Genomic DNA, 24,658 nt, shown 5'->3' with positions numbered 1-24,658 from the left:
ATGGAAGCAGTAAAAATTAATCGCTTGGTAAAAGGCTTGGGGCGCACCTACGATGATTTTGTTGCTGAGGGTTTACTTCGTGCTGGGTCGATAAAGCCACTATTTGAAAACAGTCAAAACTCCCATTTCATTCATAAACCAGAGCCCGGCGTTGAGCTGTGGTTTTGGGCCGAAACCATGAGATTAGAGCGAATCGTTTTTTGCCTGATTTCATTAGCACAGGGCGAGTCCAGGTATGCTGGTGAACTGCCTGCCCCCCTCGCACTGTCAATGAACCAAGAGAGCATCCGAAAAACACTTGGAACGCCACACGAGTCCAAAAGCCCCGTGAAACTACCGTTACCGATTGGAGCTACAGGTGGATGGGACTCCTATCGCCTTAGTTTGGAAGTTCACTCAAACGCGAGGGTTGCCGTGCAGTATTTACCCGATAAATCCGTATGTGGTTTAGCGTTCACTTTGGTTGATATGGGCCGCGATTGAAGACGTATAAATCCCTACTGCCAACGCGCTTGGAGCCAAGACCGAGACAAGCGCGCAAAACAAATGGCAATTAAACTTGTGGCGAGCAATAACTCATGAGCGAATCCTTTTCCCGTTTCGACACGGAAAAATACTTGAATACGCCGTTGGAGATAGCCGCGTATCTGGAGACCTGCTTTGAAGATGATGCAGGCGATGGTCTTTTGATTTGCACTGCCCTCAACAACATCGCACGCGCCCAAGGCATGACCCAAGTAGCCCGCGACGCCGGTCTTGGAAGAGAAAGTTTGTACAAAGCCCTTTCCAGTGCTGGCAATCCTGAGTTCGCGACTATCATGAAAGTCATGAAAGCGCTGGGCCTCAGGCTTCACGCCACAGCGGTCTGACCCGGTGCGACACCAAACCACACCGCCGCTTTTTACTTATGCCCCCCGATCAGGCTAAATACCCACCTGATCGCTTAACCCTACGGATTGTCCGCCATGGCCCGTCAACGCTTTGCAATTGTGTGGATCGCCTGCTTTGCAGTGCTGTTCAACGCCTTTGCCATGCCACTGGCCAGCGCGATGCAACAGTCGCAAGACCCCGTGCAGCAATTGTTATGGGGCAGTTTCTGTTCCTCCAATGGCGCCAGCCTCAAGACCATTGCCCTGGGCAAGTTGGACATCCCAACGCCGCCCCAGGAAGATCATTCCGCCATGCAGCATTGCTGGTGTTGCTCGGGCTCACCGCCGCTGGTGGCGTTGCCGGGGCATGTGCCGCAGCTGTACGTCACACGTTTTGATGCGGTGCTGGGCCTGTCACCGCCCGCACTGCAAGCCCCTACCCTGCGCCAGCAATGGCCGAGTCTTAACCCCCGCGCTTCTCCAACGGTCTGATTTCTTCGCAAGTGAACTGCGTTTAGAACCGTTCTGGAGAACTGCCATGCTTAAATCTTCCCTGCTTCTGGCTGCGTTGTTGCTGCCGGTGTGTGTTGCTGCGAATGCCGATGACTACAAGGCCGGCGACCTGCTGGTCAGTGATCCCTGGTCCCAGGAATTGCCGCCGAATGCGCCGACTGTCGCCGCCTATTTTGTGATTCATAACCAGGGCGAAAGCGCTGATCGCTTGCTTAGCGTCGACACGCCTGTGGCGGCCACAGCCGAGTTGCATGAGCATGTGATGCAAGGCGACCTGATGAAGATGCAACAAGTGCCCAGCGTTGCCGTACCGGCCAAGGGTGATCTGACCTTCGCACCGATGGCCTACCACGTGATGCTGCTGGGCCTGAAAGACCGCAGCCAACTGCGCGACGGCCAACGCTTCCCACTCACCCTGAACTTCGAAAAAGCCGGCCCGGTGCAGGTTGAAGTCTCGGTACAAAAAGCGCCGCCGATGGCCGGCCACGAGTCTATGCACGCCCAATAGGCCAACGTAGATGGGCGCCCCTCGCGCCAGGTTGTCGCCACACCGCCGCAGGCCCATGAGCCTGGCGCGCGGCAGTTGGATCAGCCTGTTCGCCATGCTGATGATCTTTATCGGTCCGCTGATTTCCCAAGCGATGCCGATGGACCATCACGCCGGTATGTCGATGGAAATGTCCATGGACATGCCGTCAAGCGGCCATGGCGAACACCAGCAAGCCCCCAGCGAACATCATGCTCTGTGGGCGAAGTGCGGTTATTGCGACCTGCTGTTCAGTTGCCCCGCGCTGCCCGGCAGCGTGTCCTACGTCACCCTCGGCAGCCCGCCACCGGCTAATGCCCTGACGCCTGCCACCCGCCTGGGCCACGCCCGGCAAAGCATCTTCCCCGGCGCCCGCAGCCGCGCCCCGCCCATCGCTTCGTAAGCACTTCACAGCATCACTTCACACCGGCCGACTTTAGACAGACAGCCGCAGGCTGCTGGCCGTGTTGTTTACGATTGATTGATGGAATTTGTCATGTCCAGGTTTTCTGCTGACTCCCGTTTGGGATATACCCCCGTTTTCGCTGTTCTGTGCGGCGCACTGCTGGTGCCACAGGCCCACGCCGATGAGCATGAGTTGAGCCCCACGGTCATCACCGCGATCGCCCCCAGCTCGCCGCTGACCGTTGTCACCAACCCCAAAGACCCACGCCAACCGGTGCCCGCCAGCGATGGCGGCGACTACCTCAAGACCATCCCCGGCTTCGCACTGGTACGCAACGGCGGCACCAATGGCGATCCGGTGCTGCGCGGCATGTTCGGTTCACGCCTGAATATCCTCACCAACGGCGGCATGATGCTCGGCGCCTGCCCAGGGCGAATGGACGCGCCCACCTCGTATATCTCGCCGGAAACCTACGACAAGCTCACCGTGATCAAAGGCCCGCAAACCGTGCTTTGGGGCCCCGGCGCATCAGCCGGCACTATCTTGTTCGAGCGTGAGCCCGAGCAATTCGGCGAGCTGGGCACGCGGGTCAACGCCAGTGTGCTGGCCGGCTCCAACGGGCGCTTCGACAAGGTGGTCGATGCCGCCGCCGGAGGGCCTTTGGGCTATGTGCGGGTGATCGGCAATCAGGCCCACGCCGATGACTACAAAGACGGCAACAACCACACCGTCGCTTCGCGCTACGACAAGTGGAATGGCGATGTCGCCGTCGGTTTTACCCCCGACGCCGACACCCTGCTGGAACTCACCGCCGGCCGTGGCGATGGCGAAGCGCGCTACGCCGGGCGCGGCATGGACGGCTCGCAGTTTCTGCGCGAAAGCCTGGGGCTGCGCTTTGAAAAATCCAATATCGGTGAGGTACTGGATAAGGTCGAAGCGCAGGTCTACTACAACTACGCCGACCATGTGATGGACAACTACAGCCTGCGCACGCCGTCCGGCACTGGGATGATGGCCGGCCCCATGGCCGCCAACGTCGACCGCCGCACCCTCGGCGCACGCATCAAGGCGACCTGGCGCTGGGCCGATGTACAACTGATCAGCGGTATGGATGCACAGACCAACGAGCATCGCCAGCGCAGCAGCATGGGCATCGACACCTACAAGGATCTGCCACGGGAAAAGGACGCGAATTTCCACAACTACGGCGTGTTCAGCGAACTGACCTGGTACGCCGCCGAGCGTGATCGGCTGATCACCGGCGCGCGCCTGGACCGCGCCTCGGCCAAGGATTTTCGTCAGACCACTGCTTCAGGAATGATGTCGCGCCCCAACCCGACCGCCAACAACACCCGCGCCGACACCTTGCCATCGGGCTTTGTGCGTTATGAGCACGACCTGGCCGACACACCCACCACCGTCTACGCAGGGCTCGGCCATTCGGAACGTTTCCCGGATTACTGGGAGCTGTTTTCGCCCAACACCGGTGCGGTCGGTTCGGTGAACGCCTTCGACGGGGTAAAGCCGGAGAAAACCACCCAACTCGACTTCGGCGCGCAGTACAAAACCGCCGACCTGGAAGCCTGGGCCTCGGGCTATATCGGCCGGGTGCAGGACTTTATCCTGTTCGACTACACGCCCGGCATGATGGGCACCACCTCACAGGCCCGCAACGTCGACGCCCGCATCATGGGCGGTGAACTGGGCGCGGCGTACAAGCTGACCCGGCACTGGAAAGCCGACGCCAGCCTCGCCTACGCCTGGGGCAAGAACACCAGCGACGGCCAGGCGCTGCCGCAAATGCCACCGCTGGACGCGCGTTTGGGCCTCACCTACAGCCAGGACGACTGGAGCGCCGGCGCCTTGTGGCGTGTGGTCGCAGCGCAAAACCGCATCGACCAGAACAAGGGCAACGTGGTCGGTAAAGACTTCGACAAAAGCAGCGGTTTTGGCGTGTTCTCGCTGAACGCGGCGTACCGCATCAATAAAAACTTCAAGGTCAGCACCGGCGTCGACAACCTGTTCGGCAAAGCCTATGCCGAGCATCTGAACCTGGCGGGTAACGCAGGCTTCGGCTACCCGGCCAACGACCCGCAAGCCATCAAGGAGCCGGGGCGCACGCTCTGGACCAAAGTCGATATGAGCTTCTAAAAGCATCGCGGGCAAGCCCGCTCCCACAGAGAAATGCATTCCAAATGTGGGAGCTGGCTTGCCTGCGATAGCGGCCTGACAGACAAAAAAATATCTAAAGCCTTGCGGAGCCTAATGATGACCACCCAAAAAATTTCCTTCTACAACCTGGCCTGGCGCTGGCACTTCTACGCCGGCCTCTTCGTCGCCCCGTTCATGGTGCTGCTGGCCCTCACCGGCATCATCTACCTGTTCAAACCCCAGCTCGACCCGCTGATGTACGGCAACCTGCTCAAGGTGCAAAGCGCCGAGCACACCCTGAGCGCCGACGAGCAACTGCAACGCGCCCAGGCAGCTTTTCCCCAGGGCAAAATCAGCAAATACCTGCCACCCGCCGACGCCACCAGCAGCGCGCAATTCGTGATGCACAACGATGGCCGTGAAGTGACGGTATTCGTCGACCCGTATCGCGGCACTGTGCTCGGTGAACAGGATGCCAAATACAACCTGCAAGCCATCGCCCGCGCACTGCATGGCGAACTGATGATCGGCACCGTCGGCGACCGTCTGGTGGAACTCGCCGCCGGTTGGGGCGTGATGCTGGTGGTGTCTGGCGTGTACCTGTGGTGGCCACGCGGCAAGTCTTCGGCGGGCGTGTTGTGGCCACGGCTCAACAGCCGTGGCCGAGTGTTCTGGCGCGATATGCACGCGGTCGCCGGTTTCTGGGGCGCGGCATTTTTGCTGGTGATGCTGCTCAGCGGCATGACCTGGACCGGCTTCTGGGGCAAACAATACGCCGAGCTGTGGAATAAGTTTCCCGCAGCAATGTGGAACAACGTGCCGCAGTCCGACCAGCAAGTGCGCAGCCTCAATACGGCCAGCCAGCAGACCGTGCCGTGGGCCATGGAAAACACGCCGATGCCGATGTCCGGCGACCACGCCGAGCATATGAACCATGGCGCGATGCGTTCAGGTCCTGCCGCGCCGACGGTACGCCTGCAACAAGTGGTCGACCTGGCCAACGCGCGCAAGGTCGAACCCGGCTATAGCATCACGTTCCCCACCACCGCCGATGGCGTGTTTACCGTTGCAGTGTTCGCCAACGACCCGCGCAATGATGCGACCCTGCATGTGGACCAGTACACCGGCAAAGTGCTGGCCGATGTGCGCTGGGAACACTACAACCTCGTCGCACGCGCCACCGAAACCGGCGTGATGCTGCATGAGGGCAAGATGTTCGGTTGGGTCAATCAGTTGATCGTGCTGGTGATCTGCTTGATGATTCTGCTCAGTGCGGTGAGTGGCGTGGTGATCTGGTGGAAGCGTCGCCCCCAAGGAGCGCTGGGGGTTCCACCGTTGCGCCATGACCTGCCCAAGTGGAAAACCGCGATGGTGATCATGTTTGCACTGGCGATTATTTTTCCATTGGTGGGTGCATCGCTGATCGTGGTGTGGGCGTTGGATCGCCTGGTGCTGGCGCGCCTTTTCAACCAACGTGAATCTGCCTCAGGTTCTGCATGAGGCAGGCGAGATGCCCACGGCAGAGGCCTCCTGTAGCCTTGCGCGACTTTTGTCGCGCAGCCAATAAGTGTTAACTTATAACACTTTCTGCGTTATCGTTGCTCGCCGCGCCCTGCGGCGGGCACACCCTTTCAAGAAGCGATTGATCGACCGATGAACAAGTACCTAGCGTGCGGCGTATGCCTGCTCGCCCTGCACAACAATGCCCAAGCGCTGACCCTGCCCGCCAGCCCCGTGACCGCGCCCGCCGTGGATGACGAACGTGTCGACCTGAACACGCCGACCACCGCCGGCTCGCGCCTGAACCTCACGGCCTTGCAAACGCCTGGCAGCGTTGAGAGCCAGACCGGCGAGAAGATCCGCGAACGCGGCGACGCCAGTGTGCAGGACGCCATCTCCCGCGCCACCGGCATCAGCCGCACCGGCTCGCCGGGCGACGGCGGCACGTCGTTGCAGGCCCGTGGTTTTACCGGGCAGAGTTCGGTACTGCAGTTGTACGACGGGCAGCGCATGTTCGATGGCGCAGGCACCTCCACCTTCCCGGTAGATACCTGGTCGGTTGAGCGCGTGGATGTGCTGCGCGGCCCGGCCTCGGTGATGTACGGCCAGGGCGCCACCGGTGCGGTGATCAATACCATTGCGAAAAAACCGTTCAGCGGCGAGATCGAAAACCACATCCGCCTCGGCTACGGCTCCGATGACCGCCAGCAGCAAGCGCTGGACAGTGGCGGCTCGCTGACCGACACACTGAGCTACCGCCTGAACGTCAACCGCCTGCGCAGCAACGGTTTCATCGCGCGCGGCGACTCCGCCAGCGACTTCGTCAGCGGCGCGCTGCGCTGGCAGCCGGCCGACAACCTGAGCTTCACCCTGGCCCACGACTACGGCGACCAGAGCCCGCAGAACTACTACGGCACGCCACTGATCAACGGCCAATTGCACAAAGGCCTGCGCGACAAAAACTACAACGTCAGCAACGACAAACAGCACTACAACGACCAGTGGACGCGCCTGACCAGCGAGTGGCAGCTCAACGACAACGTCACCGCCACCAACGAGCTGTCGTACCTGAAAAACCAGCGCCGCTGGCAGAACGCCGAGAGCTATAACTATGTGAATGGCGGCCTGGTACGCCAGGACTACCTGGGCATCAAGCACGACCAGGAACAGGTCGGTGACCGCCAGACCTTCACCTTCAAACACACGCTGTTGGGCCTCGACAGCCAGACGGTGACGGGCGTTGAGTACAACCGCATTCGCTTTCGCCTGGCCAGTAACGCGCCGTTTAACGACGTGCCAGGCGGCGGCCAGCCGGTGGATATTCAGCACCCGGTGCCGCAGCCGTTTGTGAGCGACAGCCCGTTTATTGCGCAGTCGGTCAGCACCACCAAACAGCTGGCTGCCTTCGCAGAAAACCGCCTGCAACTGACCGATAAACTCTCGTTGATCACTGGCGCGCGCCGCGACTACCTGCACATCGATAGCCATGACCTGAAGGCCGCAAACACAGACGCCGACAAGACCCTGACCGGCAACAACTGGAAAGCCGGCCTGGTCTACGCAATCACCCCAAGCACCTCGGTTTACGGCCAGTACGCCACCAGCACCGACGGTGTCGGCAGCCTGATCAGCCTGAGCCCGAGCCAGCAGCAGTTTGGTTTGTCCACCGCCAAACAGGCCGAAATCGGCTTCAAGCAGGCGTTCTGGGACGCGCGTGGTGAATGGACCCTGGCGGCCTATCACATCGTCAAAAAGAAACTGCTGGTGAGCATCCCCGGCACCACCCTCAAGGAGCAAGTCGGCCAACAATCCTCCAACGGCCTGGAAGCCAGCCTCGACCTGCAACTGCCCAACGCCTGGCAATTACAAGCCAATGCGGCCATTGTGCGGGCGCAGTACGACGACTTTTCCGAAGTGGTCAACGGCCAGGCGGTTTCCCGCGACGGCAACCGCCCGGTGGACGTGCCCAACCGCACCGCCAACCTGTGGTTGAGCAAGGCGGTGACCGATGACATTCGCGCCGGTGCCGGTGTGCGTTACGTCAGCGCCCGTTATGCCGATACCGCCAACAGCAGCGAAGTGCCGAGCTACACCGTGGCCGACGCCACCGTGTCGTGGAAAGCCATGCGCAATACCACCCTGGGCCTTGAGCTGAACAACCTGTTCAACCGCACCTACGCCGTCAGCCAGTACAACAACGGCCAACAGTGGATCCTCGGGGAGCCGCGCTCGTTCTTCGTCACGGCAGACTACACCTTCTAACCGAAACACAACACCGCTCCCCTTTGGGAGCTGGCTTGCCTGCGATAGCGGTCTGCCTGATCCACCGCTATCGCAGGCAAGCCAGCTCCCACAACCAACTGTGTTGAACTTGAGAATATTGATGGCCTCACTCACCCTCACCGACCTTGGCTGGACCCCACCCGGCCACGACCACTGCAATCACCACTTCCAACTGCGTGATGCCAGCTTGCAGGTCGGTGCGGGGGAGTTTGTCGGGCTGATCGGCCCCAACGGCAGCGGCAAGACCAGCCTGTTGCGCTGCGCTTATCGCTTCAGCAAACCTGAACGCGGTGACGTGCTGCTCGAACACCAGAATGTGTGGAAACAAAGCGCCAAATGGTGCGCACAACGCATCGCGGTGGTGCTGCAGGAATTCCCCGACACCTTCGGCTTGCGCGTGGACGAAGTGGTCGCCATGGGCCGCACGCCCCACAAGGGCTTGTTCGATGGCGACACACTGCACGACCAGCACCTCATCCGGCAGGCGCTGGAGTCGGTCGGCATGCACGGCTTCGACGACCACGCGTTCGCCACGCTCTCGGGCGGTGAAAAACAACGGGTGATCCTCGCCCGCGCCTTGGCGCAGCAGCCGCAACTGTTGATCCTCGATGAGCCGACCAACCACCTCGACCCGCGCTATCAGCTGGAGTTGCTGCGGCTGGTCAAACGCTTGAACATCGGCACCCTGGCCAGCATTCATGACCTTAACCTGGCCGCGGCTTACTGTGATCGTTTGTACGTGATCAACCATGGGCGCATTGTCGCCAGCGGCACGCCCCACCAGGTGCTGACCACCGAATTGCTGCGTGATGTCTTCGGCGTCGAAGCCTTGATCGACGCTCACCCTTTGGCCGGCTACCCCCGAATCACCTGGATAACCCCACCATGATCCTGCGCCCACTGTTGTCTCTCGCGTTGTTGTTCGGCACGGCCCAAGCGTTTGCCGAAGCCACCCATTACCCGGTGACCGTCAAAAGCTGCAACCGCGACGTGACCTTTCAGGAAGCGCCGAAACACGCGGTCAGCCACGACATCAACATGACCCAGATGATGCTCGCCCTGGGCCTCAAGGATCATATGGCCGGCTACAGCGGCGTCACCGGTTGGAAGTCGGTCACGCCGCAAATGGCCGAAATCCTCGACGGCCTGCCGGAACTGGCGAGCAAGTACCCGTCGGTGGAAACCCTGCTCAACGCCAACGTGGACTTCTTCTTCGCCGGCTGGGATTACGGCATGCGCGTAGGCGGTGACCTGACGCCGCAAACCTTGCAGCCGCTGGGCATCAACGTCTACGAGCTGACTGAGTCGTGCGCGTTTGTGATGAAGCGCCCGGCCGCGACCCTGGACGACACCTATAACGACCTGCGCAACCTCGGCAAGATCTTCAACGTGCAGGACCGCGCCACGGCCTTGATCGCGCAGATGCAGGCACAAGTGGCCGAGGTGCAACAGCACCTGCCCGCCGACAAGCCGCGGGTGTTCCTCTATGACAGCGGCGAAGACCGCGCCATGACTTCCGGCCGCCTGGGCATGCCGCAAGCACTGATCACCGCCGCTGGCGGGCGCAATATCCTCGATGACATCGACGCCAGCTGGACCCGCGTGAACTGGGAGACAGTCGTGGAGCGCAACCCGCAGGTGATCGTGATCGTCGACTACAGCGAAATCACCGCTGCACAGAAAGAACAATTCCTGTTGGATAACCCGGCGTTGCAGTCGGTGGACGCAATCAAGAACCAGCGCTTTATCGTGATCCCGTATGTGCAGGCCACGCCGGGCATCGACAATGTGCTGGCGGTGGAAACCCTGGCCAAAGGGTTCCACGGCGAATGAACACACGTCGCTATGCCGTGCTGCTGAGTACCCTTGGCGCGTTGCTGCTGGTCTCTTGCGTGGTCTCGCTGGGGTTTGGCTCGGCGCGGGTGCCGGTGGATGTGGTGTGGCAGGTTTTGCTCAACAAGACCTTCGGCCTCGGCGAGGTGAACTGGAGCACCGGGCAGGAACACATCGTGTGGTTGATCCGCGTGCCGCGCATGTTGCTTGGCGCACTGGTGGGGGCCGGGCTGGCGTTGATCGGTGCCGTCTTGCAGGCGGTGACGCGCAACCCGCTGGCCGACCCGCACCTGCTGGGTGTGACCTCGGGCGCTACCCTTGGCGCGGTGATCGTGGTGCTGCATGTGGGCGAAGTCGTCGGTTTGCTGACGCTGCCTATCGCCGCCTTTATCGGCGCGTTGCTGAGCATGCTGGTGGTACTGGCGGTGGCCAGCCGCAATGGCCGGCTGGAAAGCGATCGCCTGTTATTGTGCGGTGTGGCGGTGTCGTTCGTGATGATGGCGGCGGCCAACCTGCTGCTCTTTATGGGCGACCATCGCGCCGCCTCGGCGGTGATGTTCTGGATGCTCGGAGGTCTGGGCCTGGCGCGTTGGGAGCTGTTGGCGATTCCCACTGCCACGGTATTTCTAGGCTTGCTGGTACTGGTGGGCATGGCCCGACCGCTGAACGCGTTGATGGCTGGCGAGCAAACCGCTGTGACCCTGGGCCTCAACGCACGCAACGTACGTTTGAAGGTGTTTTTGGTGGCTTCGTTGATGACTGGCGTGCTGGTGTCCATCAGCGGCTCCATCGGCTTTGTCGGGCTGATGGTGCCGCATATCGCCCGGCGCCTGGTCGGCGCCGAACACCGGCGTTTGTTACCGGTGTGTGCGCTGCTGGGCAGTGTGTTCCTGGTGTGGGTGGATGTCGCCGCACGCACCTTGATCGCCCCCGAAGACCTGCCCATTGGCGTGGCGACGGCGGCGATTGGCGGGCTGTTTTTTATTGGCTTGATGCGCAAGCGCTAGTCAGAGCTCGTCCTTGTCCCGTGCGTACCAGAACTCATCGACTTGCTGTTCTGTCTGCACCTCGCTGACGCGCCATTCTTCACCCAGCACCCCCTGACGAGTCCAGAAGGCATCGCTGACCAACACTGTCAGGCTGCCCTGCGCCTTTAACCGGCTGATCAATACGCTTGGGTCAGGCGCTGCACCGGGAGCAAGCAGCGAGGTTTCTGCTGGAGTAAACGCAGGCAGGTACTTGAGCAGCGCACCGCCCCGGCACGCCAGATAACAACTTACGGCATCCGGGGCATTGCTCTTGACCACCGCAAGATAGTCACGCAGGTCATCCTTGGAGACAAAATTTTCCAGCAGCTGTTTGTCGATTAGCTCAAAGCTGGTTGTGGAAGCAATTGCCTTGTAAAACGACTGCACCGCTGCGATTTTGTAGGTGCTCAGTACATTGGCAGGTGGCACGTCGAAGCCCCTGTGATCAATCCAGAACAGCAGTTGCAAGGTACTTGTGGTTCCCGTGCCCTGATCTTCCACCGGATCAATCGCGACATACCCCGAGGTTTCCCCAGGCACCAGAACCGCCCCCAGGTACTGCTTGTCCTTGAACGGCGCCACCAAGCCCTGGGCATAGCGGGCGGCATCATCAGGGTATAAAAACAGCGGCCCGCAGAACGAATGAAAATGCGGGTCGTCCGCAAACGCATGCGGCTTTTGTTTCGGCACCCAGTGCCTGGTGACGTGCTCCTTCCTGCCCCAGACTTCACTGGTGACCCGAACGGACAACTCACCTGCGCGTGCCAGGCGGCGCACATAATCACTGACCGTAAGGGCGCCCCCTAGCAATTGCGTACGCTCCAGGTGCGCGCTGCTTGTAAAGTCGTAAAGTGACCCTGTCTTGGGAAACACATACTTGAGCAGCGCACCGTCGCTGCACATCAGGTACAGCGGCAGATTAATGCCATTGCGCGCACTGCTGATGAAGTTCAAAGCCTTGGCGATGTATTGGGGAGCAAAAAAACTCTGCGCCACTTCATCATTGGCCGGCGCGATGGCCGCATTCGAACCACATAGGTACAAGCCGTCGAGCACATAGCCCTGAGGTAACTGGCCGTTGACAAACACTTGCTTGAAATCGGCAAGGTTGTCTCTGATAAGCGCCAACGTCGTCATGTACAGCGGCTTGTTCACAGACTTCAGCACATAGCCGAAAGCCACGTCGACTTGCGGCGTCCACCTGCGTTGAGCGTAGCGAACAGCATCTAGAGCCCGAGTAAAGATAGGGCCACAGGGTGAATCGAATGCTATCTGGCGAATATCTCCGGGGTTGGGCACAGTATTGGGCACCGTAAACGCGCCCGTTATCCGTCTGGCCTGCCCCCAAAACCAGCCCCCCTTCACCACACACAACTCACCCGCCGCCGCCACCGTCGTGACAAAATCCTGCGGTGTGAGCACCCCGCTGCGAATTTGCTGTTCGACGAGGTTGTCAACGTAGTCGTCCTTGGCCAAATCCAGTGCGGCCAAGCGCTTTTTAAGAGCATCCTCGGCCGTGGAGTTCGACAGTTGATAACTCAAGATCGAACCACCAAAGCCAAACACATACTCACGTTTGAAGTCGGCATCGCCGTTCAACAACGTCGCCAGCACCGCACTCGGGAGCATGGTTTTGTAGATGGTTTTCTGAGTGATGGACAGCAGCAGTGGCACCTCTTGATCCACCAGAGACCTATAGCGCGCCACAATCGTGCTGCCTCCCGGATAAAGCCCCGTCGACACCGCGTGATCAGGGTAGATCCAATTCAACGCAAGCCCCTGGGGCGGAATGACCAAGGGCTCTGTCGCGGCATACAACCCGTTAACGAGCTTGAGAATCACCCCACCATAAGCACGACGATAGACTTTGCCCACCAAGGCAGCTACATGGCGGGCGGCGTCATCGGGACTGGCGAAGGCAGGGCTTAAATGCCGCGCAATCAAGGTTGCATAGCCGGCCCAAGCGTTGCTGACCAACCCTGTTTTATCCCAGAACTGGCTGATACGTATCACGTGAAGCAGCCCCTTCTGCGACCACTCCCTGACGAAATCCAGGGGCTCCTTGATACCGGAGTCCAACGCCCGTTGTGCCTCACTCACCAACGTTTCTGCCGTACCGCCGGACGTCACGTCAATCGGTGCGGGCTTATAGCGCAACAGCGCACCATCATGCGTTGAAAAGTAAATCGGCAGGCTATCGGCGCTACCCCGCTTAGCTTCGTAAAGGGCGGCGTACAGGACATCAGGCTGGACAAAAAACCGTGCCAGCCATTTGTTCGAAGGTTTCAGCTTTTTATGCAGCCATTGCTGCGAACGAAACAGCCCATACAGTACAAAACCATCAGGGAGCTGATAGTCGTCCTGGTTGGTGCGTTTAAACACGCGGGAGCGGTTGAACAGCTCACCGGCAGTGGTGGCGCCCACCACCTCGGTTGCAATGTACTGATCCTCATCCTTGTGTTTGAGGATAAATGCATAGCACGCCTCCTCGGGATAGTTACGCCCGTGCACCCGCCCGTGAAGATTGCGCGCCGCCTCGTCGGCACTGGCAAACACGGCGCCGTAGATGACGTAGTCAAGTGCCCCGGTGCGCGGGGCATAGTCGTAATTAGCCGACCAGTCGTTGTAAACCACCGAGCGCGGGCCCCACAGCGGGTTGCCCAGGATGATCTTGAAGTCCCCCGCCTCGGCCAGTCGCCATACCCAATCGGAAGGTTTGATCTGCCCGCTGTCGAGCGATTGCTGCAAGCTGTTGGTCCCGGCCTGAGGGCTGACATTGGCCAGCAGCGCGGTTTCTGCCGATGACTTGTTTGGGGTGTACTCCAGCAAACAATTGGGTGCCGCCGAGAGATACGCCACTCGCCCATCCGGGATGATCGAGTACATTTCATTGCCGGAGAAAACCTGCTGATTGATCAGCGCCTCGTCCCGTGTCCAGTTGCGCCGCAGGATTGGCACCGGGTCGGCCATGGACAGTTCAGGGTGAGAGCCATAACGCGCGTGCAGCACGTAGGGCTCCGGCGGAATCAACGGGCCTCGATTACTGGCAGGGAAAAACAGCGTGTAAAAAAACGGATTGTCGTTGCTCTCAATAGGTTCGGTAATCACAAAGCGACCGTCCTCGCCCTTGAGCACGTAACCGCCATAGTAACGATCCCGCCGATTGCCGACCTGTTCATGGGCATACACCGCCGCATCGCGTGCCGAGAGAAAATCGCGGCTCAATGTCGCCCTGTAAAACGACGTCAGCAAGCCGGTGCGGTTATCCACCGCCCCGACCGTGCGCCACAAACCGCCGGCCTGCACCACCGACAAATGGGTCGCCGTTATCACCCGGCGCACATAGTCACGCGGGCTCAACGAACCCACGAGCATGGCGGCCTGCGCACCGTTATCGTGAACATCTCCTTCGGGGCCCTCTTTGACCAGCTCGTTGGTAGGCGTAGCCTCGGGCACCTTGAATGCCAGCAGCGCACCATCCGAAGCGTGCATGTACAACGACAACCCACGAACCGGGTCCTGAACATTCAGGGTTTCCCGCGCCCGACGAGCGGCGGCCACTATCTGCGCTGGTGTGAAGAAGGTACTGGCCAACCATTTTTCCCGCGCCGCAACCTCGTCCGTTTCGTACCAACTACTGAAGTAGATTGCCTCCAAATGGAATTGGGAAGGCAGTCGCAACCCACCATCACGGCGCTTGGGGAATATACCTGCAGGTGAAAACAGCGGTTCACTCTTGGGCACTGCCAGCGTCGCGGCGTAGATATTTTCACGCTTATGTTTGAGTACAAATCCGAACTTTGCGCCGGTATCGTCGGGGCCTGCGAGTAAAAGCGCACGCTTCACGGCATGCTCAGGTTGTGAGTAGGACCCGGTGAAAAAGGGTTGCTGCTGCTGCGCCGTCGCGGGCGTCCTGATGCGCCAGCCTGTGGATATACGTCCGCGTACGCCGCCCCAAACCGGGTGCGGTATCACCACCCACAGCTCGCCGGCCTCGGCCAGTTTCCAGACAACGCTGGACTCGAAATCACTCGCGGCCTTGTCCTCCACGCCACGCAGTTCCTGGTCATACGCTCGCTCGAGCGCCGAGCCACTGCTGACATATTTGAGCAGCACATCATCCGGTCCTGAAAGGTAGTGAACCTTGGCGAAAGCCCGGTTCCGGAAGCTGAAGCGTAGGTCCGGCCTTGAATAGAAGTTGCCACGCAGCAGCAACTGATCATCGCTGTTGTCGGGGTAGTTGATCTTTGCTTGCGCGATGTTAGTGATGGGATGGGAGTGGTAGAACGCCTCGGCGCTGTAATCATCAGGGGCGATGAAGTTGCCATCGCTGTCCTTGGCCAAGAGAAGCCCATGTTCGAACACCGCTCGGCGGTCCGGTATGGGATGGGTGGCATAGTAGCGATGACCCCGTTTGAGAATGACACCGCCATATTCAAGGTCGCGCCGCATGCCGATCAACTTATGCGCCCAACAGGCCGCATCGTCAGCGGTGATGAAGGGCGGGCTCAATTGCGGCTCAGGAATCTTGGAATAAGGGCGCCACATCTTGTCCACTACGCCCGCTTTATCCCAAATGTTGCTGGTACGTTCCACGCTTAACTGGCCCGCTTCGGCCACCTGCCTTACGAAGGATTGGGGTAGCAGAGTTCCGGCCTGCAGCAGCGCCTGAATACCATTATCCGTCACGCCACCGTCAGCCGCCTGAGCGAACAATTGCGACTCGGCGTCTGAGCCGGAAAAGCCATAGCGTAAAACAGCGGCGTCACGTGTGCGGATGTACAACGAACCGGCAGAGGCAGCAGGTAGCGCTTTGGAAAACCTGCGGTACCCAGCGATATGCATCGCTAAGTCCAGCGGGCCGATAAAACGCTGGTACAGCCAGGCTTGTATAAGCGGGTAAGGCTCGGGTACAGGATTTGAATCAACGTACATGCCGTGCAACTCCCATCCGGACGGCAGTGGCGGCAACGTATTCCCGGCCAGCCAGCCCAGCATCGGCGCAGGCTCCGGCTGGGAAATCGCATACTCAGCTCGGCCTTCGCCGCGTGCCTTGATCACGATGCTGACCTGGCGTGCGGGCGCTGCAACGGGTTCGCAGGCGTTAATCGCGGCCGCGACCTCAACGAAGACGCCGGTAAATAAAGGCTGAGGGGTTGGCGTACCACTGCTGAAGGGTTGGAACACCACCCAATCTGCCGGCACGTCGCCGACCGAGCCGCCCCACAGTGCCGTGGGGACAATCAGGCTCAGGGTACCCAGCGTCGAGAGCTTTTTGACGAATGTGCTGAACGGACCGAATAGGGCAACTTTGCTATTGCTCGGCCTTCCTGCTTTTACCCAAAGCGCGAAGCTGAACTCTTGAGCGGAGCCACTGGGAGCGTATCGGATCAGCGAGCCGTCGGGGCCGGACAAATAAGCGGCCGGAAAAAAATCTCGGTTATTAACCCCATGCCAAAAATCGCCATCGGAGAAAAAACTCAAAAAGGCTTTGACGGTTTTACTATCAAATTCCGGGTTTGCCCTCTGAGTCAGCACATGGTCCGCAGGATGCGAATGGTAGGAGGCCACGCAGGTGTAACCCTTGGGTTGCTCAAACAGGCCATCGGCACTGACCGCCAGTACCTCGCGCAAATCAAACTGCAACGCCTTGCCGGGCACAGGCTCGGTAGCGTGATACCTGCCCGTATATTTCCTCAAAATAACCCCGCCATACTCCTTGTCTCTGCGCGCACCTATTTTTTTGTGCGCCCAATAAGCGGCATCGGCTTCGTTAATGAACCCTGGGCTGACGGCGGGTAAACGGCCAGCCCCTCGGTTTGAACTGGCTGCGCGCTCCTCGCGCGACAAATTGATGGTCATGGCAACGTCCCTGAATAGTGAGAATAACCTCGGTACCCAAAGACTCTTGGGCACCGGGTTCTGATGCCATTCTCAACAGGTCACCCATCACCCAAGCGGTGAATAGTTAGCCATCGCACTGAACGGAACAGGCCTTTGCTTCAGGCGCGATACGCCTTGCGCAATTCCAGCAACAAGCGCACGGCCACATGACTACGGGGCTGCCAGAACGTGTCGGGCTCCAAGATGTGCAACCTGCCGGATTCGCTCAAGGTGGTGATCACCTCTGACGGTGTGGATACCCGCTCACCTGTGCTCGGGTCGATCCAGAGCCCCGTTAACATCTGCTGCTCACTCTGTGCATAGCTGGGCCGGTACACCAGCAGCGCCCCATTGCGCGGCGTGAAGTAGTAGCGCGGGCTGCTGATCTTGTCGCTACGCAATAGGCTGATAGCCGCCCTGAACTCCGGCTGCGCAATAAAGTTGCTGTCCAGCGCCTCCTGATAACGGTCTGCCAGTGATGTGCGGGTGGTATCCACTTTGTAAAGCTGTTGTACCCCCATCACTTGATAACCCACTGGGTATTTGAGAGCGGTCGGTGGCGATGCCTGGTTCATCACCCCGCCGAACAGACGGCTGTAGGCCGGTGTGTCCGCGCGCAGCCCCACCGCCACGCTCGGACCACTATCGTCCACCGGCTCAGTCACCAGAAACGTGTTGGCCGCGGCGTTGCGCAAGATTGCTCCCAGCCAGGCTTTACCCGGCTGCGGGCGACAGCGGCGCCACAGGTAGCGAGCGGCATCATCGGGGTGAGCGAACAAGGGCCCAAGGGCGACCCGCGTGTGAGGCTCCGGTCGGTAGGCCAGCACCGCCCGGGGTTGCCAACCCGGTAACACAAAGCCTGGTGCTGCCCAAATCTCACCGGTGATCAATACCTGCAGCACACCCGCGCGCGCCACCTTGCGCGGGTAGTCCGCCGGGTTGGACCCACCGTTGAGTTTGCTCAAATAGGCCCTGCGTTGGGCCTCAGTACCGCCCCACGCACTGTCCAATCTCAACGCCTGGTACTTGAGCAAGGCACCGTCGGCACATGACAGGTAAAGCGGTAAGAAAAACTCTTGGATTGCGATCCAGTGTTTGTGTGCCACCAACGCGGCCCCCAGCACCGTCGGCGGGATGAAGCTGCGGTATATCGGGTCGGCGATCAGTTCGTCCGGCTGCTGCGCCGGCGCGCAGAGGTACAGCGCCGCGACAGTAAAGCCAACCGGCAGCTGACCGCGCAAAAATACCCGACTGAGGGGGAACAGCAGGCCTTCGGCATTGACCGGCATGCTTGCCACCCACTGGCCTTTCGCCGACTTGAGGATGAAGCCAAACGTCAGTTCGCTACGGTCACCGGCCTGCTCATGCGCATGACGCGCGGCATCTTCCGCATGATCGAATACCGGCCCCATGGCCCTGTCCGCCGTTGCATACACAACGCGTTGCGGCGCAGAAAAACCATCTCCGGGCAGCCAGCCGAGCGACAATTTCTGCGCGCTGCCCCATAGTTCACTGCTCTGAACCACCGATATTGATGCGACGCTAAGGAGTTGCTGCATAAATGCGCTGGGGGTTTTTCGGCCATCGCGCAGTTGTTGCTCGATCACGTTGCTGAAGGGGTCCTGAGGCGCCAGGCTTGAGGGAGCCAGGTCCTGCTTGAGCTGCGCGAGTGCTGCCGCCTTGCGATTTTTTTCCTCGGTACTGAGCAGATCGTTGTCGGGGTCGTTGCAGCTAAAACTGATCAGCGACCCGTCATCCCCCAACAAGTATTCGTGGCTCCACAAATGCGTGCACTCGAGCGCCTTGCCCAGCACCTCGGTGGAAAACATACGCCTATACAGTTGCAGCTCATTGCCTTCCAGCACAAACCCCGGCGACGTGTTCCGCCGCGAACGGTAACGCGCGACGATCGTCATGCCTGGGGCAAGCTGCTCCAGGGGCACATCTTCATCCGGCAAAATCCATTTTGGATCAAAGTTTTCGCTCGGAACCGGCAAGGCCTCGGTGGCAACGTACAAACCGTCCACACGCCTCAGCAGCAGCCCGCCATGGATAGTGTTACTCGAGGTGCCCAACTGAGCCTGGGCATACCGCACGGCATCCGCCTTACTGGTAAAGGCCGGGCTCAAGGCGCGGCGGACGAAATCCGCATAGGGCTGCCAGTCCACGCCCAGCTTGCCCTGCTCGTCCCAGCACTCATTGGCCACGATCACACTCAACCAACACAACGCAGCCACTTTGCCGACGAAGTCCCTGGGGCTCAAAGACCCGCTGGCCAGGGCCGTGTGTACATCTTCGAATTGGCCGCTGGTTTTTTTCTCTGCGTCGAACAGTGTCGTCGAAAGCGGTGTCTGGAACTCAAGCAAAGCGCCGTCAAGGGTCGAAATGAACACCGGCAAGGTGACTCGCGAACCTTCGGCGCGCCAACGCGTGGCTGCCCAAAAGGCGCTGTACAAATCTGTGGATGAAAGGAAATGCCGAGCCAGCCACTGTTGTCCGTTTGCCTCTTTCGCCGGCAACCAGCGCCTGGCATAGAACAAACCCTGCAGGCCGAACCCCGACGGATACACAGACGAACCGTTGTCATCCATACGAAACAGGCTGCCTTGGGTGAACAAGGGATTGCGCTGATCGGCAGGCACCATCTGCGATACCACGTACTCTTCCTTATGCTCATGCTTGAGCACAAAACCGAAGCACGTCTGTGCCGATGCGTCACTTCGAGACAGTCGCGCATGGGCGTGTTTTGCCGCCTCCCTGGCACTCGAAAATATCGCGCCAAACCCAACTTGCTCAGGGACCTCATGGGGTTGCAGGCCGGTCCCCGCGCGCCAGTGTTCGGACACCACCCCCGCCGGGCCCCACAGGTGATTGCCCTGCACGACCCGCAGGGACAGCGCCCCGAGATTGACAACCCTCAACTCAGGCGCTGGCCCACCCGGCTGGCGCCTGAGCGCCGGCGTGCGGGAGAGGTCAGGCACCCAGAGTTCAAGCAACGCCTGTTCGGCCGCAGAACCGCTGGGCTCGTAGGCGATCAGCACGTCTTCGGTACTGGACAGGTACGCCACCGAGATCAGATGCCGATTGTTGATGATGTGGTACAGGTCGTCATCGCCAAACACTTGCCAGTCGATATAAGCCTGCTGCCTCGACCAGCCATTGCGGGCCATGAGTGCGGTGTCCAACAGCGAAGCTGCCGTGCACGAAGCATATTGGCCGTGCATTACATAAGGCTCGGGCACCAGGGTGACGCCGGCATGATCGGTCGGGAACACCGCATTCAGCACAAACCGCGCAGCAGTGCGGCAAAGCAACGGATGAGTCGCGACAAAGCGCTGATCACGGGTCTGCAGGATATGCCCGCAAAACTGCACATCGCGCCAATCACCTATCTGCTCATGGGCCCAACGGGCGGCGTCATCGGCACTGAGAAAGGGCGCACTGAACGAGGGTATCGGATAGCGGCTGAACGGTTTCCAGCGGTCGTCGACCACACCTGCCACATCCCACAGCGGGCTGGTACGACTGACAGACAGCTCGCCGGCACCTGCCACTTGCCGGACAAATTCGAGGCTACCCAGGGTGCGTGCGAGCAGTGCTTGGCGGCCGCCGTTATCGGTGACAGCACCGGTGGGTGTCATGCCATACAATTGGTTTTCAAGCTGACTCGCGGAAAAAGCGTACCTCAACTGCGCACCATCACGCGTACTCAAGTAGAGCGCGCGCAGGGCATGCTCAGCTTCATGTGAACCGGCAATCGCCAACGCCAGGTCAAGTGGGTCGACAAAACATTCGTACACCCAATATTGAGTGGGTTTGAGTGTCAGGGAGGGCAGCGATTGATAGCAAACGCCATGCACCCTGAAGCCCGTTGGCAGCACCAGCGCGCCCTTGTCGTCCACGGCGAACACGCGCTGGGGGGAAAACAACGAAAGGCTGGATGAGGCGTCGATTATCCGGGGCCGGGTGACGACATAACCCTCGCTCAGGCGGTCCTTGAGAATAAACGCGAGCTGGCGGACTTCGGCACTCAACGCCAGTTGATCATGGGCATATTCGGCCGCCAGTTCGGCGGCCTCAAACACCCAACTGTACGACTGCGCAACAGCCTCGGAACTGGCTAAAGCTTGAAAAGGCTGCCAAGCAACAGGCACCCGGCCCAAAGAGCCGCCCCAGAATCGGTTTGAGACCATGACATGCAGTTCACCCAAGCGCGCCAATTTCCTCGCCAGCGACTGCGGTGAGCCGTCAAACCCATCCGCTTGGACGCCGAACTCTTTGTTGTCCAATGCTTGCTGCAAGAACCCGCTGAAATCCCGCTCCAGCTGGGAATTGCTGCGCACATATTTGAGTAACGTACCGTAAGGGCTTGAATAGTAGAGCACCGGGATGCTCTGCGAGCCGGCGGTGATACTGACGGTGAATTCATAGTTGGGAACGATCGCATACAGCTCAGCTTGATCGTCAAGGGAAAGCGAGGACTGATGCGGTTGTTCCCTCAACGATTTTTTCGCCGCCTCGAAGTTGTCGCCCAGCGCCGCAAAAAAACCTGCGTAGCGGTAACCGTCAGGCAGGTTAATGCTGTCGGTAATCCGGCCATCGATGGGCACCCCCAAATCACGTGCCACGGCCGAAGAAATCGGCGCCGTAGACACGAATCGCCCGTCCGCCCGTTCAAGCACGTAGCCTATTTTGTCGTGGTCATGCGAGTGGATGCGGTCATGCAGGTAACGCGCCGCGTCATCGGCGGTGATGAACGCCGGGCTCAGGCTTTTTTGCAGCTGTTCAAACGCTCGGTAATCAACCGTGACACGGCCCGCCTGGGACCACACCGTGCCGACCTGCAACACCGCCAACTCGCCAGATTTGGCCACGCGTTCGACGAACCGGGCCGGGCTCAGCGAGCCCTCTTTCATTTGCTTTTCCACCCTGGCTGCGCCATCAGCCATGAACTGGTCTTCAGCCTCGGAGCCGGAAAAGGTATAGGACAGCAACGCGTTGTCGGCACTTCTCAACATCAACGTCAGGCGTCGCTGCGGGTCATACAGTGCAGGTTCGGCACGCCACTGAGCGTGCACGGCGGCCAACAGTGCAGGCGTGAAAAAGTTCGGATGCTGCCACGACTCTTTCGCCTGGACCCGACAATAAATGCTATCAATGCGCAAGTTGGATGGCAGGCGTACGCTCCGGTCGGCACGTTTGGCAAACAGTGCCTCAGGTGCCACCCAGTGTTCACGTTCCCAGGCTGGAACGGGGACGGTGTATTCGTCCTTACCGACAACCTTGAGCACATACCCGAAGACCGACGGGGCCGACGCAACCGTGTCCACCGGCAGGACTTTTTCTATCTCCCGACGCGCAAACACTGCTGAAAACAAGGGTTGCATCGCTTGGTCATCGGCCAACAGACTCGCGACTTTCAGACCTTTGCGGATGCGCCCACGCGAGCCCCATACCGTGTTAGTCACCAGGACCGAAAACTCGCCTGCTTCGGCCAACTGCGTAATGAGTTCGTGGAATGCCAACGTGTCACGGCGCTCCATAAACGCCAGCTCGCTGGGTGAGCCGCTGGGCACGTACTTGAGGAGGGAGCCCTCGGGACCGGACAAATAGTGGGCCGCGGCGATGTGACGAAAACGGATCATCACGAAAATATCTTTAGACGAAAAAAAACTCAGAAAACGGCTGCGCTCATCTTCAGTAAGGTCCGTTCCTTGGAACGCAGAATAGTCAGACGGATGGGAATGATAGATCGCCGCGCACGAGTAACCTGCCGGCAGGATCGGCTTGCCGTCATCCCCGATGGACACGACGTCATTGAGCGTAAAGAGCGAAGCCTGGCCCGGAATTGGGGCGGTCGCGAAGTAGCGGTTCCCGCGCATGAGAATCGCCCCGCCATATTCTCTGTCGCGTCGACTGCCTATTTGCTCATGCGCCCAATACGCGGCGTCGTCGGCACTGATAAAGGCCGGGCTCAGGGGCGGTAACTCATCTGGGTGGCGCGGTGAATCGGCCAGGGTGGCAGGGGTTGTGTGCATAAGGTTCTCGCGAAAAAAGAGGCCAAGGCATAAAAGGCGCCTTACCTGAAGCCTCATCCTGGAACACCACTGCAGGACACCTGCGCTGCATATCTACACCGGCGCCCCTTTTGAGAGCCTGTCATGCACAGGGCGACCATTGCGGCGCCATGTTGGTGCACTTAGCAGCCACCTTCAGCGTGCTGCCCCCCTTGATGTTCGCGCTGCGCGGCATAGGCACAGCCTTTGCAAAGACCTGCGTATCTGCCCCATAACACTTTCGGTTTACGGAGATCGCACCATGAAGCGTCGTAGCTTGATCAAGGCTTTCACTTTGTCGGCATCCATTGCCGCCATGGGTTTGACCTGGACTGTCCAGGCCGCCGAGACCATCAAGGTCGGCATCCTGCACTCGCTGTCCGGGACCATGGCGATCTCCGAAACTTCGCTTAAAGACATGGCCTTGATGACCATCGACGAGATCAATGCCAAGGGCGGTGTGAACGGCAAGATGTTGGAGCCGGTGGTGGTGGACCCGGCGTCGAACTGGCCGCTGTTTGCCGAAAAAGGCCGGCAGCTGCTGACCCAGGACAAGGTGGCCGTGGTGTTCGGCTGCTGGACGTCCGTATCGCGTAAGTCGGTATTGCCAGTGTTCGAAGAACTCAACGGCCTGCTGTTCTACCCGGTGCAATACGAAGGCGAAGAGATGTCGCCGAACGTGTTCTATACCGGTGCGGCGCCTAACCAACAGGCGATCCCGGCGGTGGAGTACTTGATGAGCGAAGAAGGCGGCGGCGCCAAGCGCTTCTTCCTGCTCGGCACCGACTATGTGTACCCGCGCACCACCAACAAGATCCTGCGCTCATTCCTGCACTCCAAAGGCGTGGCTGACAAAGATATCGAAGAGGTCTACACCCCGTTCGGCCACAGCGATTACCAGACCATTGTCGCCAACATCAAGAAATTCTCGGCTGGCGGCAAAACCGCAGTGATCTCCACCGTGAATGGCGACTCCAACGTGCCGTTCTACAAAGAGCTGGCCAACCAGGGCTTGAAAGCCACCGACGTGCCAGTGGTGGCGTTCTCCGTGGGTGAAGAAGAACTGCGCGGCATCGACACCAAACCGCTGGTGGGCAACCTCGCTGCCTGGAACTACTTCCAGTCGGTGGAGAACCCGGTGAACAAGAAATTCGTCGCCGACTGGAAGGCCTACGCCAAGGCGCACAACCTGCCAGGCGCGGACAAAGCCGTGACCAACGACCCGATGGAAGCCACTTACGTGGGCATCCATATGTGGGCGCAAGCGGTTGAGAAAGCCAAATCCACCGACGTCGACAAAGTGCGCGAAGCCATGGCCGGCCAGACCTTCGCCGCGCCGTCGGGCTTTACCCTGACCATGGATGCGACCAACCACCACCTGCACAAGCCGGTGATGATCGGCGAGATCCAGGCCGATGGGCAGTTCTCGGTGGTGTGGCAGACCGAAAAGCCGATCCGCGCCCAGCCGTGGAGCCCGTACATTCCGGGTAACGACAAGAAGCCGGACTATGCCGTGAAGAGCAACTGATCCGAGGGGTGTCGGCCCTTAAGGCTGACACACACCCTGTGGGAGCTGGCTTGCCTGCGATGCAGACAACTGGGTGTATCTG

Annotated in this window: 14 protein-coding genes; 12 read left to right on the top strand and 2 right to left on the bottom strand. The window is 59.9% G+C overall.

The window, feature by feature from the left end; translation table 11 throughout:
- The 11 genes from P5706_RS02830 (at position 1) to P5706_RS02780 (ending at position 11,088) form a co-directional block, all read left to right on the top strand.
- Positions 1–483: a DUF6392 family protein gene (locus P5706_RS02830; protein WP_285678519.1), complete on the top strand. Its 483-nt coding sequence runs from the start codon at positions 1–3 to the stop codon at positions 481–483.
- A 95-nt stretch (positions 484–578) separates the two neighbouring features.
- Positions 579–869, top strand: a complete 291-nt coding sequence (locus P5706_RS02825) for an addiction module antidote protein (RefSeq protein WP_285678518.1) — start codon at positions 579–581, stop codon at positions 867–869.
- Between the two features lie 96 nt (positions 870–965).
- The gene (locus P5706_RS02820; RefSeq protein ID WP_200431968.1) at positions 966–1,361 is read left to right on the top strand and encodes a DUF2946 domain-containing protein; all 396 of its coding nucleotides are present in this window, start codon (positions 966–968) and stop codon (positions 1,359–1,361) included.
- A 46-nt stretch (positions 1,362–1,407) separates the two neighbouring features.
- Positions 1,408–1,890, top strand: coding sequence for a copper chaperone PCu(A)C (locus P5706_RS02815; RefSeq protein ID WP_200431969.1), 483 nt, complete (start codon positions 1,408–1,410; stop codon positions 1,888–1,890).
- 10 nt (positions 1,891–1,900) lie between these two features.
- Positions 1,901–2,311, top strand: a complete 411-nt coding sequence (locus P5706_RS02810; protein WP_200431970.1) for a DUF2946 domain-containing protein — start codon at positions 1,901–1,903, stop codon at positions 2,309–2,311.
- 93 nt (positions 2,312–2,404) lie between these two features.
- Positions 2,405–4,465, top strand: coding sequence for a TonB-dependent copper receptor (locus P5706_RS02805; protein WP_285678517.1), 2,061 nt, complete (start codon positions 2,405–2,407; stop codon positions 4,463–4,465).
- Positions 4,466–4,582: 117 nt separating this feature from the next.
- Entirely contained in the window at positions 4,583–5,965 is a 1,383-nt protein-coding gene (locus P5706_RS02800; RefSeq protein WP_285678516.1) for a PepSY-associated TM helix domain-containing protein, read from the top strand.
- A 153-nt stretch (positions 5,966–6,118) separates the two neighbouring features.
- Complete coding sequence (locus P5706_RS02795) at positions 6,119–8,227, top strand: TonB-dependent receptor (RefSeq protein ID WP_200431973.1); 2,109 nt, start codon at positions 6,119–6,121, stop codon at positions 8,225–8,227.
- Between the two features lie 121 nt (positions 8,228–8,348).
- Positions 8,349–9,137: an ABC transporter ATP-binding protein gene (locus P5706_RS02790; protein WP_285678515.1), complete on the top strand. Its 789-nt coding sequence runs from the start codon at positions 8,349–8,351 to the stop codon at positions 9,135–9,137.
- Entirely contained in the window at positions 9,134–10,081 is a 948-nt protein-coding gene (locus tag P5706_RS02785) for an ABC transporter substrate-binding protein (RefSeq protein WP_200431975.1), read from the top strand. Before P5706_RS02790 ends, P5706_RS02785 begins: the two co-directional genes overlap by 4 nt.
- Positions 10,078–11,088 (top strand): FecCD family ABC transporter permease, encoded by a 1,011-nt coding sequence (locus P5706_RS02780; RefSeq protein WP_200431976.1) that lies wholly within the window; start codon positions 10,078–10,080, stop codon positions 11,086–11,088. Before P5706_RS02785 ends, P5706_RS02780 begins: the two co-directional genes overlap by 4 nt.
- On the opposite strand, the gene P5706_RS02775 is transcribed toward P5706_RS02780, so the two are convergent.
- Entirely contained in the window at positions 11,089–16,971 is a 5,883-nt protein-coding gene (locus P5706_RS02775) for a DUF4329 domain-containing protein (RefSeq protein ID WP_285678514.1), read from the bottom strand.
- 140 nt (positions 16,972–17,111) lie between these two features.
- On the bottom strand, positions 17,112–23,030 hold the full coding sequence (locus P5706_RS02770) for a DUF4329 domain-containing protein (protein WP_285678513.1): 5,919 nt from the start codon (positions 23,028–23,030) through the stop codon (positions 17,112–17,114).
- A gap of 280 nt (positions 23,031–23,310) precedes the next feature.
- Between P5706_RS02770 and urtA the strand changes: the two genes are divergently transcribed.
- Positions 23,311–24,576 carry an urea ABC transporter substrate-binding protein gene (gene urtA, locus P5706_RS02765; protein ID WP_200431979.1) on the top strand — a complete coding sequence of 422 codons (1,266 nt, stop codon included), beginning with the start codon at positions 23,311–23,313 and terminating at the stop codon, positions 24,574–24,576.
- Positions 24,577–24,658 lie beyond the last annotated feature (82 nt).

Source organism: Pseudomonas sp. ChxA (genome assembly GCF_030263855.1).
GTDB lineage: Bacteria > Pseudomonadota > Gammaproteobacteria > Pseudomonadales > Pseudomonadaceae > Aquipseudomonas > Aquipseudomonas fluorescens_CB.
Note: the sequence above shows the minus strand (reverse complement) of the source record. Positions and strands in the feature narration are given on the sequence as shown.